Raw genomic sequence first — 15796 nt, 5'->3', positions numbered from 1 at the left:
CACGTTTCGTGAGGACCTACCACAATCCAGCCGTTCCGTACGAGTGGCTCTGCTCGTCCTATCGACGATGGGCAGTTGAACGAACGCCTCTTCTTTGAAGATCAATGAGAATGAGTATTATCGCTTAAGCTGTAGGATCCTTTGCTAAACAGAAAGAGTCGCTCAGCCAAAAAGATAACCACCATCATTACCGCTGCAACGATAAGTACCAGAGGATCTGTCGTAGCCTTCACCCAAAGGAAACCTGCCAGAACGATTACATCAAGCAATATAGCCATCACTAATATAGAGGCATTTGCATCAATTTCTTTTCGAAGATGGCGAAACACTCCCCAATGAATGCCTATATCCATGATTAAATAGAAAATGATACCAAGCGCAGCAATGCGGCTAAGATCAAAAAATGCTGTCAAGACCAAACCAAGCACGACCGTGTAAACCAAGGTATGCTTCTGAATACTGCCTGGCATGTGAAAGTGACGATGCGGCACCAGCTTCATTTCAGTCAGCATTGCCAACATTCGCGAGACGGCAAATATACTGGCAATGATGCCTCCCGCAGTGGCCAGCATGGCAAGAATGACGGTGAACCAGACAGCGGTCTCTCCAAGAGCCGGCCTCGCAGCAGCCGCTAGCGAGTAATCCTGTGTTTCGATAATTTCAGTCAGGGAAAGGTTACTTGCTACCGCAAACCCCACCAATGCATAGATCACGACGCAAAGGCTGATCGATATCATTATCGCCCTGCCCACGTTCTTATGCGGATCTTTTATCTCTGACCCACTGTTAGTGATCGTCGTGAACCCCTTGAAGGCCAAGATACCCAAAGCGGTAGCACCCAGGAATCCCGTAAAGGATGCTTCAGGTGCCGACGCCGAGGTCTTCATGCCGACGGAGTCAGCGACGATGACACCGACCACCCCGAACAGGATAATCCCACCAATCTTTATGAACCCAAGTACTGACGCAACACCTTGTATTAACTTATTGGCAGCAAGGTTGATTAAAAATGCCGTTAGCAGTAGTGCAACACCCAATGAAGGGACGAGCAACGACCTATCTCCTGCATCGAAAAGCTCAAGCGTGTAGGACCCAAACGTTCTCGCCAGGAAACTTTGGGCAATCACCATGGAAAAATACATTAAAAGTGCATGAAAAGCGGTGGGCAGTGTCGGGCCATACGCTTTCTGGAGGTACATGCCGATTCCACCCGCTGACGGATAGGCATTGGACATCTTCACGTAAGAGTATGCGCTGAAGGCTACGATCAGCGCCGATGACAAAAAAGCGAGAGGGAAAAGCTTCCCTGTCATTTCGGCCATCTGTCCTGTCAAGGCAAAAATGCCAGCACCAATCATGACCCCCGTCCCTAAGGCAATCGCGCCCACTAGGGAGAGGCTATTTTGTTTGTATTGTGGCGTTCTATCCATTGATTTGGACATCTAAGCCTCCCCCCAGTGCTATAAGATGAAGGATTTGAGTGGCATCCAGATACCCATCCCTATCATTACAAGATTCTCGGTTAACGATACAAACCCCAGTGGGACGTTGCTATTCCCACCGACACAGGCACACTTCAGCTCACGTTTATCGATGTAGACCGCTTTGAATACTGATACCGCTCCCACAGTGCCGACAAACAGCGCCAATGGAGCAGCAAACCATATCAGCGCCCCGGCCAGCATTAAGACACCGGCCAAGGTTTCGGCGTAGGGATAAACGTAACTATAGGGCACATGCCGTTGGGCCAGCAGATCATAGTTGAGAAACATATTGCTGAAGCTTTCAACATCCTGCAGTTTCTGAAGACCCAAGAGGATTATGGCAGCGGCAATGGCATACTCAAGCATTCGCAGTGATAGGAGAGGACCACTATCTACCCAGCTAACCGCCAGGCCAATCAACAAGGAGGTGGCAAAGATAGCGATGACAGGCCGATAGGTTGTCTCCTTATCACCCGGAACACTCAAGCCAAGGTAGGCACGAACTTCTTCATAACCCCCTACTCGCTCTTGCCCAATATAGACTTGCGGCGTGGTATCGACCTCAGCCTTTTCCTTGAAATCTTCAATTTCCTGACGCGAGGTCAAAAGATTATCCTCGACCTGATAACCTTTTCGCTTGAGCAGATCTACAGTTTTAAGGCCAAAAGGACAGAGATGTTCCTCTGTCTTCATGCGGAAGACACGTGCGGTCTTACTAGGTGCAGAAGATGTCGTCGATAAGCCCATAGGATATTGCCCTCCTTTTAAATGCCAACCCAATTTTCTATATGAAATTCCTTATTTAGCACCATCATCTTAATTAGAATACAGTCGCAAGTTTGTGACGAGTAACATCAATCACTTAACACTAGCTCATAGTGACGTGAATAGTCTAGCTTCGCTGGGCCGAGCGCTAATGAAACATTCCCGATTCTTTGCCGAGGATGATTGAAGAAATACGAACATCACTGGCTCTTCCCGCCAGCCCACAACAGACATGCAATGGTAGAAGGTGCTCTTCACGAGGATGGCAAAACCGAGCATGAGGAGCATCCTCCCATTGCGCTAAACGTTCGGCTCGCTCCGACTCATCCATACGCGTATCGGTACAGGTAGCTTCCAACCAATCCTCAAACGCCTGATTACGCGTTTGAATCTCTGAAGTATGGGGCGCAAAAAACGCCTGCATATTGTGAAACGAGAAACCGGAACCAATCACCAGCATATTTTCATGCGCCAATGCTTGTAGCGCACGGCCAATCTCAATGTGCGCGCGCATCCAGGCTGTTCACCAATGGATGTCGCTATTTTTACTCTTGGCGTTGAAGCCTCGCTCCAGGTGGTGGGCTCACGTTACTATCTTTACTATCCTCCAGAATGATTTCCCTCTTGCGACAAAGCACCGCATATGGCTCTTTGCTTTCTTAGCCATCCTCCAAGTTAACGTTATTAACATAGATGATTTTGTTATACTTAAAGTCTACGCTACAACACATCGTTCTTTACTTTCACCACCACTTTTAGCGTTTTTTTATGAGGAGAGAAACAATGCGTTATTCACACTTTGCGGCGGCAACCCTGACAGCTTTCGCCCTGCCGACGCTTGCCGTTGCCGATAATCACGGCAATGCGGAAGATCAAGCGTTGATGATCGTCACCAGTGATGCCGTCCAAACCCAGAGCATGGCCATGATCTTAGGCAACGCCATGCGCGAGCAAGGCACCGATTTGCATGTCTTGCTGTGTGATGCCGCTGGCAACTTGGCCGTTGATGGCTATTTCAGCGCCGAAGCGATCAACACACCGCCCGGGCATTCGATGGAGCAGGTCAAGCCGGAAGGACTCCTGCAGATGTTGATGGGCAAGGGAGTAACAGTGGATGTATGCGCCATCTATCTACCTAACGCTGAGTACGGCGAAGATGAGTTGTTAGAAGGCGTAGGCGTGGCAGCACCAGGAACGATGGCCGAGATGATGCGTGACCCGTCCATCTCGGTTTACGACTTCTGATACGTGACCGCTCGCTCGGCGTGTGTCTGGCGAGATCAGTTATCAGGCATTAACCAAGCGTACTTTCTTCTTGTGATTCCTGTTGGCGTTTCCTAGCCTTGGGCAGTTCAAACCAGAAATTCGCCCCTTTGTTATTGTAAAAACCAATCGCGCCGTCCATTCGCATGATGAGCTCCCTGGCGATGGCAAGACCGAGTCCCGTGCCCGTGGCGGCACGTTTCGAGCCGCGATCAGCCTGTGCAAAGCGCTCAAAGATCCGGGGAGAAAATTCATCGGGAACGCCACCTCCCTGATCACTTACCGTCACGCGAACACGTTCAGGTGACGCTGGTTCGATCGTGATTCGAACCTCACCTCCCTGCGGAGAATGCTTGACTGCATTGCTGAGAAGATTGTCCACGACTTGGCGTAACCGCTGCGCATCCGCCCACGCATCTAAGTGCTGATCGTCATGGATGTCGAAACGAATCCCACATTCGGCAGCCATCGGGCCGATATCATTGACTGCTTGCTGCAAGAGTTCGCTTAACGCAAAGGAGTGACGTTCAAACACGATATTACCCGAAATCAATTTATTGAAGTCGAGAAGATCACGCACCAGTAGCTGAAGACGCTCGGAGTTTCTCAAGGCCAACTCGATCATCGAGCGCGCTTTGCTTGGCAAGTCGCCAGTCACGCCCGCATTGAGCAATTTGAGGCTTCCATGGAGCGAGGTCATCGGGGTGCGCAGCTCATGACTGACACTCGAGATGAAGTCATCCTTGAGCCGATCCACGGCCTGACGCTCTTTTGCCAGGCGGTTCATGGCACGCGTCAGCGATTGAATCTCCGGCCCACCTTTTGCCGTGAGTATACTCACCTCACTGGGATCGTCGGCCATGCTGTCGATACGCTGGGCAATATATTCAAGGGGCCTCGTCAAAGAACGAGCCACCCACCACCCGATCATAGCCACGGTGATGGCGACAAATAGGCTAATAATGGAAAAATTAGCAAAGGATTTCAGCGCTGGGGCGATCGCTCGCTGATAAGGGATGGCTCGTAGCATTACCCAACCTAAATCGGCCAGCTCGCGTGTCACCACGACATAACGCTGGTTATCGGCCGTGGTTACCTGGCCGGAATGCAGGTTACGCGACGCCGCGTCCACCAGAGCGTTCTGACCTGGCGGAGGTAAAGGTTGCACCTCGTCGAACTTTTGCTGCATCGAGACAAACAAGCGGTTATTGACGTCGACAATGAGAAAGGTATTGTCATCTTGCCAATTTTCGTCGATACCCTCCGGGAGAATGTTATTTTTCGACAAATCTATAACCCCCCCTACGATCCCGAGGCGCTTCCCCTCATCGGAAAGTACCGGGACAAGAAAGGAGAGCAGGGGTAACCCTGTGGTTCGTCCTATAATCGGCTCAGAAATGATAGGCCCACCGCTTTTGAAAAGCCGCCTGAAATGTGCCCGATCTGCGTAATTGGTTCCTAGACGCCCCGGCACATGTATGTTCTCGGCGATTGCGGTGGCGTCAGCATCGAAGATCAGCAGGCCATCGGGAAAGCGGTCGTTTGCCAGCCTGCTTTGCTGCATGATCGCCTCCAGCTCCTTGAGAGGATACAAGGTACCGGTATTGCTATCGACGAGACGCCATGAGACGGATTCCAGCGCGATAAGACTCTGCTGCAACCCTTGTTCGACTTGATGGGATAGGTCTGCAAGGCTGCTTGACTCATGTTCGGCAACCAAAGATTCATAATCGTCTAATAGAAGTTGATAAACCGTGACCATCATGGCGGTCATGGTCAGCCCACTGGCCAAGCATATGATCAGGATGATTCGATTGCGCAATAACATCAGACGTTTTCCCGACAAGGCAAGCGTATCCAGAAACAGCTGCCACCACCGTCAGCCTCCTGATAGTCGACTGCCCCATTCATCTGTTCCATGATTTCCCGCGTAATGGCAAGCCCCAGGCCAGTACCCGGCAACTTGCGTTTATCCCCACTATCGGCTTGGGAAAACCGCTTAAAAAGTTTGTCTCGAAATAAGGCATCGACACCGGGGCCATGGTCGCGCACGTTAATAAGCGCCTGATGCGCATCGATGGATACCTGCACGTCGACCACACCATGATCGGGAGAAAATTTGATGGCATTGGACAGTAGATTGGAAAGCGCCTGGACCAGCCGCTGACGATCAACTTTCACGGCGACATCCGGTCGTTGGTCAGGTGGTTGGAGAATCACACCGTACTGGCTGCCGTAGTCGGCATTGGCTTCCAGTGCCTCATCGATGATAGGCATCAAGGCTTGCACCTCCAGGTGCATGGGCATCTTGCCCGCCACCAACTTTTCCATGTCAAGCAAGTCATTGATCAGTATGGCAAGGCGCTGGCTATTACGTTGCGCAATCTCAAGCAATCGCTCCGCCTTGTCAGACAACACGCCACCGGCACCCCCCAACAACAGCCCTAGCGAGCCACTGATCGACGTCAACGGCGTTCTCAGCTCGTGGCTGACCGTGGCGATGAATTGATCCTTCATCTGATCAAGCTTCTTTCGCTCCGAGATATCCTCAATCAAGGACCAGCCCACTCGACGACCGTCAGGATCGTAGCTGAGTATCCCTTGCAGACGCACCGGGTAACGTGTGCCGTCCTTGCGAATATATTCTTTTTCAAAGGGTCCGTAGCGGCCCAAGATTTCCAGGCTTTTAAGGATGTCCTCTTCTTCGGCTGTATATTCCTGAGGCGTGATATCCCAATAGCTCAAACGGGAAAACTCTTCTCGGCTATAGCCTGACGGCGCAACCAAGGCGTCGTTCAGCTCTATAAACTGCCCGGTTTCCAAGTCATTGAGTGCAATCCCGATAGGTGCAAACTCAAATAGGCTGCGTAGCCTGGCTTCACTGCACTCCAGCGCCAACTCGACCTGTTTACGCTCATTGATATCCTGGATGTAGCCATGCCAAAGCACACTTCCATCGGTAAGACGTTCGGGGCGTGCCTGGCCCGACACCCAGCGATAGCCGGCGTCGTTGCTATTTTGCACCCGATATTGTGCCGCCCAGGTCTGCAGGGTCTCTGCCGAGTGCTCTATGGATTCAGCAACACTGTGGAGATCATCAGGATGGATGCGCTCGAATGCTGAGCCGGCATCGGCGGCCGCTGACTCGGGCGAGATGCCATGGATCATTTGAATGCCAGGCGAACTAAAAGGAAAGCAGACACGCCCCCCAGGAAAGCGCCTGAACTGATAGATCATTCCCGGCACCTGGGCAAGCAGCTTGTTCAAGCGCTCATTGGAGAAATAATGCCGCAGCGTATCACTCAACCAGCGTGCCAATAGGCGAACGAATAGCAACTCACTATCACTGAAGTTTTCCTCACGAGGCTGCGCAGAGGAAAAGCTCAGTGTACCGAAACACTTTTCCTCAACCTCAATCTCAATACCCACATAAGATTCCAGGGCAAAAGCCTGGTAGCAGGGATGCCCGTGAAAAGGCGAACGATTCATGTGCTTGATGGCAAGTTCACCCACATGATCCAGTGTCAGTTGGCAGTAGGTCTGCCCAAGCGAAAAGCGTTGGCCTTGAGCCAACGCGAAATCCTGTGTGGTATCGCACCAGCGAACGATGTAATCATCGGCTTCGATCTGGCTGACGATAGCCACCGCCATGCCAAGGTAGTCGCGCCCGAGCAATAGGGCCCGATTGATACGCTCGTCCAGATCACCTTCGATGTTAAAGGCGATCTGATTCAACAGACTCAATGCTTCATGGTTGTGAGCCAGTTGCTCCCTGGCCTCGTATTGGCGGGTAATATCGATAATAAATCCTTCCAGTACCGCCCCCTGCTCATTCTCCTCAACATGAGACCGGCCCCTTTCCTCCACCCAGCGCCAGCGACCGTCACGATGTTGAATACGATACTCAAGGTGCCATTCTTCACCCAAACGCATGGCATTCCGAATGACGGTATCGAGTCGAGCGGTATCGTCTGGATGAACGAGTTCCGCGTAACTGAGTTGGACATTATCGATCAGGTGGGCGGCTGGGTACCCAGTGACGCGTTCCGCCTGATCGCTCATGTAGAGCATGGTCCAGCATTCATTCGGCAGGCACCGATAGGTGATGCCAGGCATGTTAGCCACCAGGGAGGCGTATTCATTTCGACTTGCAACAAGCGCCTGCTCGGCCTCGACCTCTGCGGTGATATCGGCATGGGTGCCGAACATCAATAGCGGCTGACCGTCCGGGGTCCACTCGAACAGACGCCCACGGTCATGCACCCAAACCCAATGTCCGTCGCGATGACGCATCCGGGCCTTGCAATCGTACTCACTCGTCTCGCCCGAAAAATGTTCCTTCAACAACGTCTCGGAGTGAGCCAGGTCGTCAGGGTGGGCAAGACTCAACCAGGTCTCGATAGAAATCGGTGCCAACTCGCTGAGTGTGTAACCTGTGATCTCGGCCCAGCGTTCGTTAAATACGGTTTCACCTGTCTGGACGTTCCACTGCCAGGTGCCTACCCGAGTTCCTTCGATCACCAACCGCGCGCGCCGCTCATTGTCCACTAGTGCGTGCTGTATCGAAGAGCGAGCCTGACGCTCCAGCACGTCGGCGAGCATCATATCTTCGATCGCGCCGGCAAAGTCACGCAGCGCTTCAACATCCTTTTCAGAAAAAGTCCTTGGCTGGCGATCGATAATACAAAACGTACCGATGCGATGGCCGGAGGCGGCATGCAGGGGAATGCCGGCGTAGAAACGAATGTTTGGCTCGCCCTGTACCAAGGGATTATCGGCAAAGCGCTCATCTTCGAGGGCATTTTCCACCAACAATGGCTCATCGAATAAAATGGTGTGCCCACAAAAAGAAATATTTCGAGACGTTTCGAGTACATTCAGCCCCTGGCAGGACTTGAACCATTGCCGCTCAGCATCCACCAGCGTCAGTAAGGCGATAGGCAAAGAAAAGTGACGCAAGGCCATACGCGTCAAACGATCGAAACGTTCTTCGGTTTTCGAGTCGATCAAGCCGGTTTCATCCAACGCCTGCTGTCGGGCAGGCTCGTCCTCAGGTATTGCTGGCTCTTGCATGAAACGACCTCGTTTTAGCATGACACCTGTTTTTATTGTTTTTCAGGCACTTGTTTTCACGCACTTTTTGGCAGGGCGATACAGCCTCGGTTACGCCCTGCATTTTTAGCCTGATAGAGCGCGTTGTCGGCGGCTTCAAGCAACTCGCCTGCGTGCCCTTCCGGCAATTGCTGGTTATCGACAACACCCGCCGATAGCGTGCAGGAAAAATCATTGCCGCCCACGAATTGAATCGCCGCAAAGGAATCTCGCAAGCTATCGACTAACCTGGCAGCAACGTCTACCTCGCAGTTTGGTAGCACCAGGGCAAATTCTTCACCGCCATATCGACCGAGCCGGTCCGTGCTGCGAAAGTGTTGGCGCAGCAAGGTGCCCACGGCACTGATAACCAAATCGCCCACGGCATGCCCATGAGTGTCATTGACCGACTTGAAGTGGTCGATATCGAGCATGACGACACTGAAAGGATTACCGCTACGCTGGGCTGAACGCCACTCCGCCGCTAGGGCTTCCTTGATGCTGGCGTGCTTGAGCAGGCCAGTCAGTCCATCGCGGATCATCGCCTCTTCAAGCTTGCGCACGCGTTGCACGCGGGCACGGCAGGTGTTGACCAGAAGCCGAGCATCCACCGGCTTCTCCAGAAAGGTATCGCCGCCGCGCATCAAGGCTTCTTCCCGCTGGTACTGACAAGACGCTGATGACAGATAAATGATCGGCAGGTGCTGCCAGCGCTCGAACTGCCTAAGCATCATCCCCAGCTCAGCACCCGTCGCTCCCGGCAGCTGAAGATCCATCAGGATCAGTTCGGGAGAAAACTCACTGGCGATTTGGATCAGGTGCCGCGGATCGTGAATGCACCGAGCTTGCATACCCGCCTGCGCCAACACGGCGACACAGCTCTCGGCCAGCGCTTGGTCGCCTTCAACAATCAACACCCGCTCCGGCGATTGATCGCCGGATTTGAGCAGCTGCGCGACATGGGCGGCTAACTGAGGCACATCGATCGGCTTGACGAAATACCCCTCAGCACCGCTGCGAACGGCAGTCAGCCGTGAGGTATAATTCTCTTCTCCCGCCGTAAAGATGATCGGACAGAGATATCGCGCCAGGCGCTCCTGCCAAAATGTGACCGGTTCTTGGCGCAAGGCATCGCCGTTGTTGCTTGCGCGATGATCCGCCAACAATAGATCTGGCTGTTCATCATCGATGCCTTCTATCTGCTCGACATTCAGATAATGCCGCACAACAAAGCCGAAACTACGCAGTTGCTGGGCCATGTAATCCGCCAGCATCCGATCGCGCTCGATCAGCCAGATGGTCTGTTTATCCCCTTCCTTTTCCGAGCGTGACTCCACTGCCATGGTACCCGCACTTATCTCGTCGGCTCTAAGGCTGGCGTTGAGTCGCCCGAGCCAGTGGCCGAGCTGTGTTACCTCAAACGCGCCTATCGAACCGCTGAGTCGTTGTTTCCAATGCTCGATTTCCTGTTCCTGCTGCCTTGCCTGTCGCCCCAGTTTATCAAAGCCGAAGGTGCCGGCCGACCCTGCCAGTTTGTGCAAGGCGTGATGCAGAAAGCCAAGCGCCTCGCTATTGTCGGCGCCGGGCCGCAGACGCCTTACCACCGATTCGATTTCAGCCAAATCCTTGACCAGACGCTGGCGATAGGCGGCCCGCAGCGAAGTCATGCGTGATTCAAGGTCGGACGGATCGTTCTGCTCAGGCATGGAAACGCTCCCAGATGGCACGTAATTCATTGGCAAGCGTCATGGGGTCAAACGGCTTGGAAATTACGTCGATCACCCCCATTTCTTGATAACGGCTTAAGTCTTCTGGATGTACCTTGGCCGTCACGAATACCACAGGCGTATTTGAAGTGACTGAACCCTGCCGGCGCAATGCCTCCAACGTTTCCGGGCCATCCATCCCGGGCATCATGACATCCAGTAAGATGAGGTCCGGCGCAAAGCTGTCGACCTCGGCCAACGCCTCATGACCCGACTCACAGCCCTTGAGCGTCAAGCCTCCTACAGCCTCCAGTGCCAGCGCGGCAATCTCACTGATATCCGGGTCGTCCTCAACGTACAATACGCGCTGCAAAACTGTCATCAGTATTCATCCCTTCCCAAAGCAGCTGGCTACCATCGGCTAGCATCCTACCGCTCATAAGCCTGATCGGCACCACTAAGCCAAAATAACCAAACGGCCGGAAAAATGACAATAAAACAACCTAAACAATTAGAACGTATCTTTATGTAAATTTACTTTCCAAAAACCTGTGGTGCCGTTGAAAAAAGCCTCACCCTTGAATCCGGCCGCTATCGCCTGCATATCCAGACCAAATCCATTTCTGTGCAAGGTCCTATCATGCCCATTGTTGATCCCCGTACGGGTGAGCCGCTTTCCTCACCCCAGGTCTCACCCAAGGAGGCGTCGACTCAACCCGCCGCCGATGCGGCGCCATTGCGCGCTGAAGATGTCATCATCGAGCTGGATGCCGGTAATATTCAGCAAGTGCTCGAAGCCTCGATGCAGGTACCGGTGCTACTGGATTGCTGGGCTCCCTGGTGCGAACCCTGCAAGACCTTGATCCCGATTCTGGAAAAGCTCGCCATCGAATATAACGGCGCCTTCCTGCTGGCAAAGCTGGACGTGGAAGCCAATCCGGAAATATCCAGCCAGTTAGGGGTTCGTTCGGTGCCGGATGTGAAGCTGGTCAGCCAAGGCGGCCTGGTGGACAGTTTCCAGGGAGCCTTGCCGGAAAAACAGATTCGCGAGTGGCTGGCACGCTATTTCCCCGCTCCGGAAGATGTCCCGCCCAGCCCGGAAGACCAGGCTGCCAAAGCGCTTGCTGCAGGCGACGCCGCGACCGCACGCGAAATTTATCAGCAGCTTGTCGCGCAATACCCCGAGCATTACGCCTATCAAGTGGCCTTGGCTCGCGCCCTGGTTGCTGAAGGCTTGACGGAAGATGCGCGCAGTTTATTGGACAACCTGCCGCCGGAAGAGCGCGAGGCACCGGCGGCGCGTGGTGTACGCGCCAGTATCGCCTTCGGCGAGCAGGCGCTTTCTCATGCCGAGATAGACGCCATGCAAGGCCGTGACGATAGCGAGGCGCAATTCCAGCGCGCCTTGCGCCAAGTCGCCGACGGCGATTATGAAGCTGGCCTGGAGAGCCTGCTTACCCTGATGAAGCAGGACCGTGGCTACAACGACGATGCGGCGCGCAAGATGCTGCTACAGGTATTCGATGCACTGGGGGCCGATCATCCCCTGACCGTCGCCTACCGCCGCAAGCTGTTTACCATGATGTATTGAGCCTTTAAACAGGTTCAGCGCAGTAGGTGATCCAGACGCGCCAACGCCGCTTCCAACTGAACGGCGGTGGTGCCGAAGTTGAGGCGCACGAACCCCGGCGCGCCGAACGCCGCGCCATCGGAAAGTGCCACCCCGGCTTGCTTGAGCAATGTTTTCTGCGGGCAGTCTCCCAATCCGGCCTGGCGCATGTCCAGCCAGGCCAGATAGGTGGCTTGCGGTGTACTCATGCTGACCCCAGGCCAAGTCTGCACTCGTTTATCCAAGGTGTCTCGATGATCCCTTAGTACCTTGAGCAACACCTGGCGCCATGGCTCGGCGTGGCGATACGCGGCTTCTGCCGCCACCAACCCCAGCACATTGCCATCCGGCAACAATCCCTTGGAGGCCGCAGCAAAACGCTTTCGCAAGTGCTCATCAGGAATAATTGCGCAGGCGGTGGTCAGCCCGGCCAGGTTGAACGTCTTGGACGGTGCCCAGAGTGTCACGATGCGTTTCGCCAGCGCGGGAAAGGCCGCGGCCAGCGGCTGGTGGCGAGCGCCCTCCTCGAGCAGCAGGTCACAATGCAATTCATCGGAGATCACCCATAAATCATGGCGCTCCACCAATTCGGCTAAACCGGTGAGCTCGGCTTGACGCCATACACGGCCGGTGGGGTTGTGGGGCTGGCACCATAGCAACAAACGAGTCGCCGGGGTTATGGCGGTTTCCAGCGCATCGAGATCCAGGCGCCATGGCTCGCCAGAATGAGCGGGCGGCGCCATGGCGGCTTGCTGGGATAAACGTCCGGTACGAGCGGCAACGTCGAGAAAGGGTGGGTAAATGGGGGTAAGGGTCAATACCCCCTCGCCCGGCTGGGTCAACGCCCGGCTGGCCAGGTGCAAGGCGGGCACCACACCGGGCAGCCACTGCTGCCACTCAGGCGCGATTTTCCAGTCATAATGGTGGGCACTCCACTCACAGAGTGTCTGCCTGAGCGAATCCGGCACTTCGCCATAACCGTAGACGCCATGAGCCACTCGTTGCTGTAAGGCGTCGACCACTGCCGGCGGTGAGCGAAAATCCATGTCCGCCACCCACAGGGGAAGGATATCCTCTGAATAACGGTGCCATTTCTGAGAAGGCCAACGGCCTTCAGGGTGGCGACGCTCGACAGGCGTGGCAAAATCAAATTCCATGAACCTTCCTCGCTAAAGGGATATAGAGATGCAGTCGACGATGCCGCAAAGTGACTTCTATGCCAAGGTGCGCCGAGGTCTGCCGGCCCTGCTCCACCAATGGTTGACAGTGGGCCAGGCCGATAATGACCGACTGGCGTTGCTACTTGCGGAAACCGCACGCGTTGCCAAACTTGCCGAACCCGAGAGCACTCCCAGCGGTGAGACCCTGGTTACCTGGAGCCAGGCCCCGGAAGCTCACGATATCCCGTTGTGGGCACCCTGTACCGCGGTATTTCTGCTCAATCAGATGCCCGCTCGCCCAGTGCCTTACAGCGAAGCGGAAGCCTTTGCCTGGGCTTACTGCTGGCTGCGCAACCGTCAGTTCAGCGATATCGATACCGCCAGAGCGGCTTTGCCCGAGCACTTGCAAGCACCTCTGGCTGAGCCTTTGGAAGCGGCATGGGCCGACCAGCAAGGGCTACGGCTGATTTAGCAATCGACGTAGCCTCTACAAGAGCCCGTCACAAGAGCCCGTCACAAGAGCACGTTATAAAAGGATTAAAACAGTGGCAGATGTTCCCCTCGGTTGGCAATTGGCCAAATTGTGCGTGTCTATCGCCTTGGTGCTGGGGCTCGGTGCGGTGGCGGTCAGGGTCAGCCCGCGTGTGGCAGGCTTGTTGGCAGGCTACCCCTTGGGCACCGCCCTGGCGTTATTTTTCATCGGCCTGGAAATCTCGCCTCAGTTCGCCACCCAAAGTGCCGTGCATACCCTGGCCGGCTTCACTGCCACCCTGGCCTTGGGGGGCGGTTACCTACTCTGCGGGCGGCAAGATGGCCTCAAGGGGCTGGTTGCCGGTAGCGCGGGAGGGCTTGCCGCCTGGCTGGCGATGAGCCTGATATTGACCCAATTCAGCTTTACCCGCTTGAGTGGCACCCTGTTCACGCTGGCCGCTATCGGTCTTTTCAGTTGGCTTTATCGTCAAGTGCCCGAGGCCCGAGTCAACGCCAGCCGAGTCTTTTCATGGCAGGCACTGGGCCTGAGAGCGGCTCTCGCGACGCTGATCATCTTTACCATTACTGGCCTGGCGCACTGGCTGCCTCCCGCCTGGGCCGGCGTGCTGGCTGCGTTTCCGGTCACGATGTTTCCGTTCCTGCTGATCTTGCATTTGAGCCACGGCGCGGCACCGGTAGCCACGGTGATCAAGCATTACCCGATGGGCCTGGGATCGTTGCTGAGCTATACCCTCTGCGTCTCACTCACCTACTCGTCTCTGGGACTGGTATGGGGAACGCTTGTCGGGTTTAGCGTGGCGACCCTGTGGCTTTGGGGCTGGATGCGCTTTCAGGCGTGGAGAACCTTGCGCCTGGCCAATGGCAATACTTGACCAAGCGTTTGCTTGGGGTAATCCTGAGCGCCTGTGACGCCATTCATAACAAGGACAATCTCCCTATGTTCACACGCACCATCGAGCCTGCCTTCTACGACACCGATGCGCTGGGCCATATCAACAACACGCGCTTGCCGGCATGGTTCGAGCTGGCCCGCAACGATCTCTTCAAACTGTTTACCCCGGACCTTGATCCCAAAAAATGGCGCCTGATCATTGCGCGCATGGAAATCGACTACCGCGCCGAACTGTTTTACGGTCATGACATCGAACTTCGTACCTATTTGACCCGGCTGGGCAATAGCTCCTTTGTGGTCACCCAGGAGGCACGCCAACACGGCAAGCTGACCAATCTTGGCCACGCTGTGATGGTGCACTACGATCACCAGGCAAAATGTTCCGTCCCCATCGAAGGCGAGTTGCGTCAAGCACTTGAAGCACACCTCCAGAAGGCACCGGCATCTCTCTAAGCTATCTTCGCCCCGGAAAACCGGGGCCATGCAGGAGCCGCACATGGCGATTCGTTACACCTTGTGGCTAGACCCCGATAACACGCCGTTGCATCGCGCTGTCGAGGCCGATCTGGAACGTTTTTTCATGGAGCGCTTCGCCGATTACCCGCATATCCGCTTGTTCGGTGCCGATCCCTACGATTATGACTCCCCGTTCAATCGCCTTTATGATGTGCTGATGGCGCGCGCAGCGGACTATGCGGAGCGTCATTGGCAATACATTGCCAGTCCCGAGCAGCTTAATCGCTGTTTCTTTCGCGCCGTCGGGCGTTCCAACAAGTTTGTAAGAGACTCCAACGATGGTGATTCGAACCAATCAAGTTCCTGATGCCCGTCAGTTGGCGATCATCGCTGAACAGCTGGGCCGTGCCCCACGCGGCATAGAGGCCGTCGCCGCCACCGATGATAGCGGCACGCCGCTGGTGCTGCGTATGGCACCCATTATCGATGACAAGCCGTTTCCTACCCTGTACTGGCTGTGTTCTGAGCGCTTGAAGGTCGAAATTTCACACATTGAAGCCGATGGAGTGATCAAGCAACTGGAACAACGCCTGCAACAGGAACCTGACTTTCTGGCGACTTATCATCAAAGCCATCATGCTTACGTAGCCAGCCGCTGGGCGTTCATGAGCGGGCCACAAAAAGCCGAGGTGGCACGCTTAGGTTATACCCAAGTATTGACCCAACGGGGAATCGGCGGCATCAGTAACTGGGATCAGGTACGCTGCCTGCATACCCAGTACGCCCATCATCTGGGCAGTAATAGCCCGGCTGATAATGTCATCGGTCAATGGATGGACGCACACTACCCTGTCACTCACTGCTTGCCTTGAAAGGAT

Annotated in this window: 15 protein-coding genes; 7 read left to right on the top strand and 8 right to left on the bottom strand. The window is 54.8% G+C overall.

The genetic code is table 11. The annotated features are described in order from the left end of the window. Positions 1-101: 101 nt before the first annotated feature. The 3 genes from LG290_RS01915 to LG290_RS01905 all read right to left on the bottom strand — a co-directional run bounded on the left by LG290_RS01915 (position 102) and on the right by LG290_RS01905 (position 2763). The gene (locus tag LG290_RS01915; protein ID WP_499836018.1) at positions 102-1442 is read right to left on the bottom strand and encodes an APC family permease; all 1341 of its coding nucleotides are present in this window, start codon (positions 1440-1442) and stop codon (positions 102-104) included. Positions 1443-1460: 18 nt separating this feature from the next. Continuing rightward, on the bottom strand, positions 1461-2231 hold the full coding sequence (locus LG290_RS01910; RefSeq protein WP_499836017.1) for a MauE/DoxX family redox-associated membrane protein: 771 nt from the start codon (positions 2229-2231) through the stop codon (positions 1461-1463). Between the two features lie 166 nt (positions 2232-2397). Further along, positions 2398-2763, bottom strand: coding sequence for a DODA-type extradiol aromatic ring-opening family dioxygenase (locus LG290_RS01905; RefSeq protein WP_499836016.1), 366 nt, complete (start codon positions 2761-2763; stop codon positions 2398-2400). Between the two features lie 269 nt (positions 2764-3032). Between LG290_RS01905 and LG290_RS01900 the strand changes: the two genes are divergently transcribed. Next, positions 3033-3494: a DsrE family protein gene (locus LG290_RS01900; RefSeq protein ID WP_499836015.1), complete on the top strand. Its 462-nt coding sequence runs from the start codon at positions 3033-3035 to the stop codon at positions 3492-3494. A gap of 49 nt (positions 3495-3543) precedes the next feature. Here LG290_RS01900 and LG290_RS01895 read toward each other — a convergent pair whose 3' ends face one another. The 4 genes from LG290_RS01895 to LG290_RS01880 are packed head-to-tail and all read right to left on the bottom strand — an operon-like array spanning position 3544 to position 10691. After that, the gene (locus LG290_RS01895; protein WP_499836014.1) at positions 3544-5340 is read right to left on the bottom strand and encodes a sensor histidine kinase; all 1797 of its coding nucleotides are present in this window, start codon (positions 5338-5340) and stop codon (positions 3544-3546) included. Beyond that, positions 5340-8585, bottom strand: a complete 3246-nt coding sequence (locus tag LG290_RS01890; protein WP_499836012.1) for a PAS domain-containing protein — start codon at positions 8583-8585, stop codon at positions 5340-5342. Before LG290_RS01890 ends, LG290_RS01895 begins: the two co-directional genes overlap by 1 nt. Before the next feature lie 56 nt (positions 8586-8641). Beyond that, positions 8642-10309, bottom strand: a complete 1668-nt coding sequence (locus LG290_RS01885; RefSeq protein ID WP_499836011.1) for a diguanylate cyclase — start codon at positions 10307-10309, stop codon at positions 8642-8644. Further along, positions 10302-10691: a response regulator gene (locus LG290_RS01880; RefSeq protein ID WP_499836010.1), complete on the bottom strand. Its 390-nt coding sequence runs from the start codon at positions 10689-10691 to the stop codon at positions 10302-10304. The genes LG290_RS01885 and LG290_RS01880 overlap by 8 nt, the downstream gene beginning before the upstream one ends. A gap of 258 nt (positions 10692-10949) precedes the next feature. Between LG290_RS01880 and LG290_RS01875 the strand changes: the two genes are divergently transcribed. After that, positions 10950-11900 (top strand): tetratricopeptide repeat protein, encoded by a 951-nt coding sequence (locus LG290_RS01875; protein ID WP_499836009.1) that lies wholly within the window; start codon positions 10950-10952, stop codon positions 11898-11900. Between the two features lie 14 nt (positions 11901-11914). Here the strand turns inward: LG290_RS01875 and LG290_RS01870 are convergent, their stop codons facing one another. Further along, positions 11915-13075 (bottom strand): MalY/PatB family protein, encoded by a 1161-nt coding sequence (locus LG290_RS01870; RefSeq protein ID WP_499836008.1) that lies wholly within the window; start codon positions 13073-13075, stop codon positions 11915-11917. 40 nt (positions 13076-13115) lie between these two features. Between LG290_RS01870 and LG290_RS01865 the strand changes: the two genes are divergently transcribed. From LG290_RS01865 to LG290_RS01845, 5 genes are all read left to right on the top strand, one after another. Next, on the top strand, positions 13116-13550 hold the full coding sequence (locus LG290_RS01865; RefSeq protein WP_499836999.1) for a hypothetical protein: 435 nt from the start codon (positions 13116-13118) through the stop codon (positions 13548-13550). Positions 13551-13623: 73 nt separating this feature from the next. Continuing rightward, a complete protein-coding gene (locus tag LG290_RS01860) occupies positions 13624-14442 on the top strand; it encodes a hypothetical protein (protein ID WP_499836007.1) in 819 nt (272 codons plus the stop codon). 65 nt (positions 14443-14507) lie between these two features. Next, positions 14508-14915: an acyl-CoA thioesterase gene (locus LG290_RS01855; protein ID WP_499836006.1), complete on the top strand. Its 408-nt coding sequence runs from the start codon at positions 14508-14510 to the stop codon at positions 14913-14915. A gap of 43 nt (positions 14916-14958) precedes the next feature. Then, on the top strand, positions 14959-15285 hold the full coding sequence (locus LG290_RS01850) for a hypothetical protein (RefSeq protein WP_499836005.1): 327 nt from the start codon (positions 14959-14961) through the stop codon (positions 15283-15285). After that, the gene (locus LG290_RS01845) at positions 15257-15790 is read left to right on the top strand and encodes a DUF501 domain-containing protein (RefSeq protein ID WP_499836004.1); all 534 of its coding nucleotides are present in this window, start codon (positions 15257-15259) and stop codon (positions 15788-15790) included. The genes LG290_RS01850 and LG290_RS01845 overlap by 29 nt, the downstream gene beginning before the upstream one ends. Positions 15791-15796: the final 6 nt, after the last annotated feature.

This window comes from Halomonas sediminis (assembly GCF_044871105.1).
Lineage (GTDB): Bacteria > Pseudomonadota > Gammaproteobacteria > Pseudomonadales > Halomonadaceae > Vreelandella > Vreelandella zhuhanensis.
This window is presented reverse-complemented; position numbering and strand designations above follow the sequence as displayed.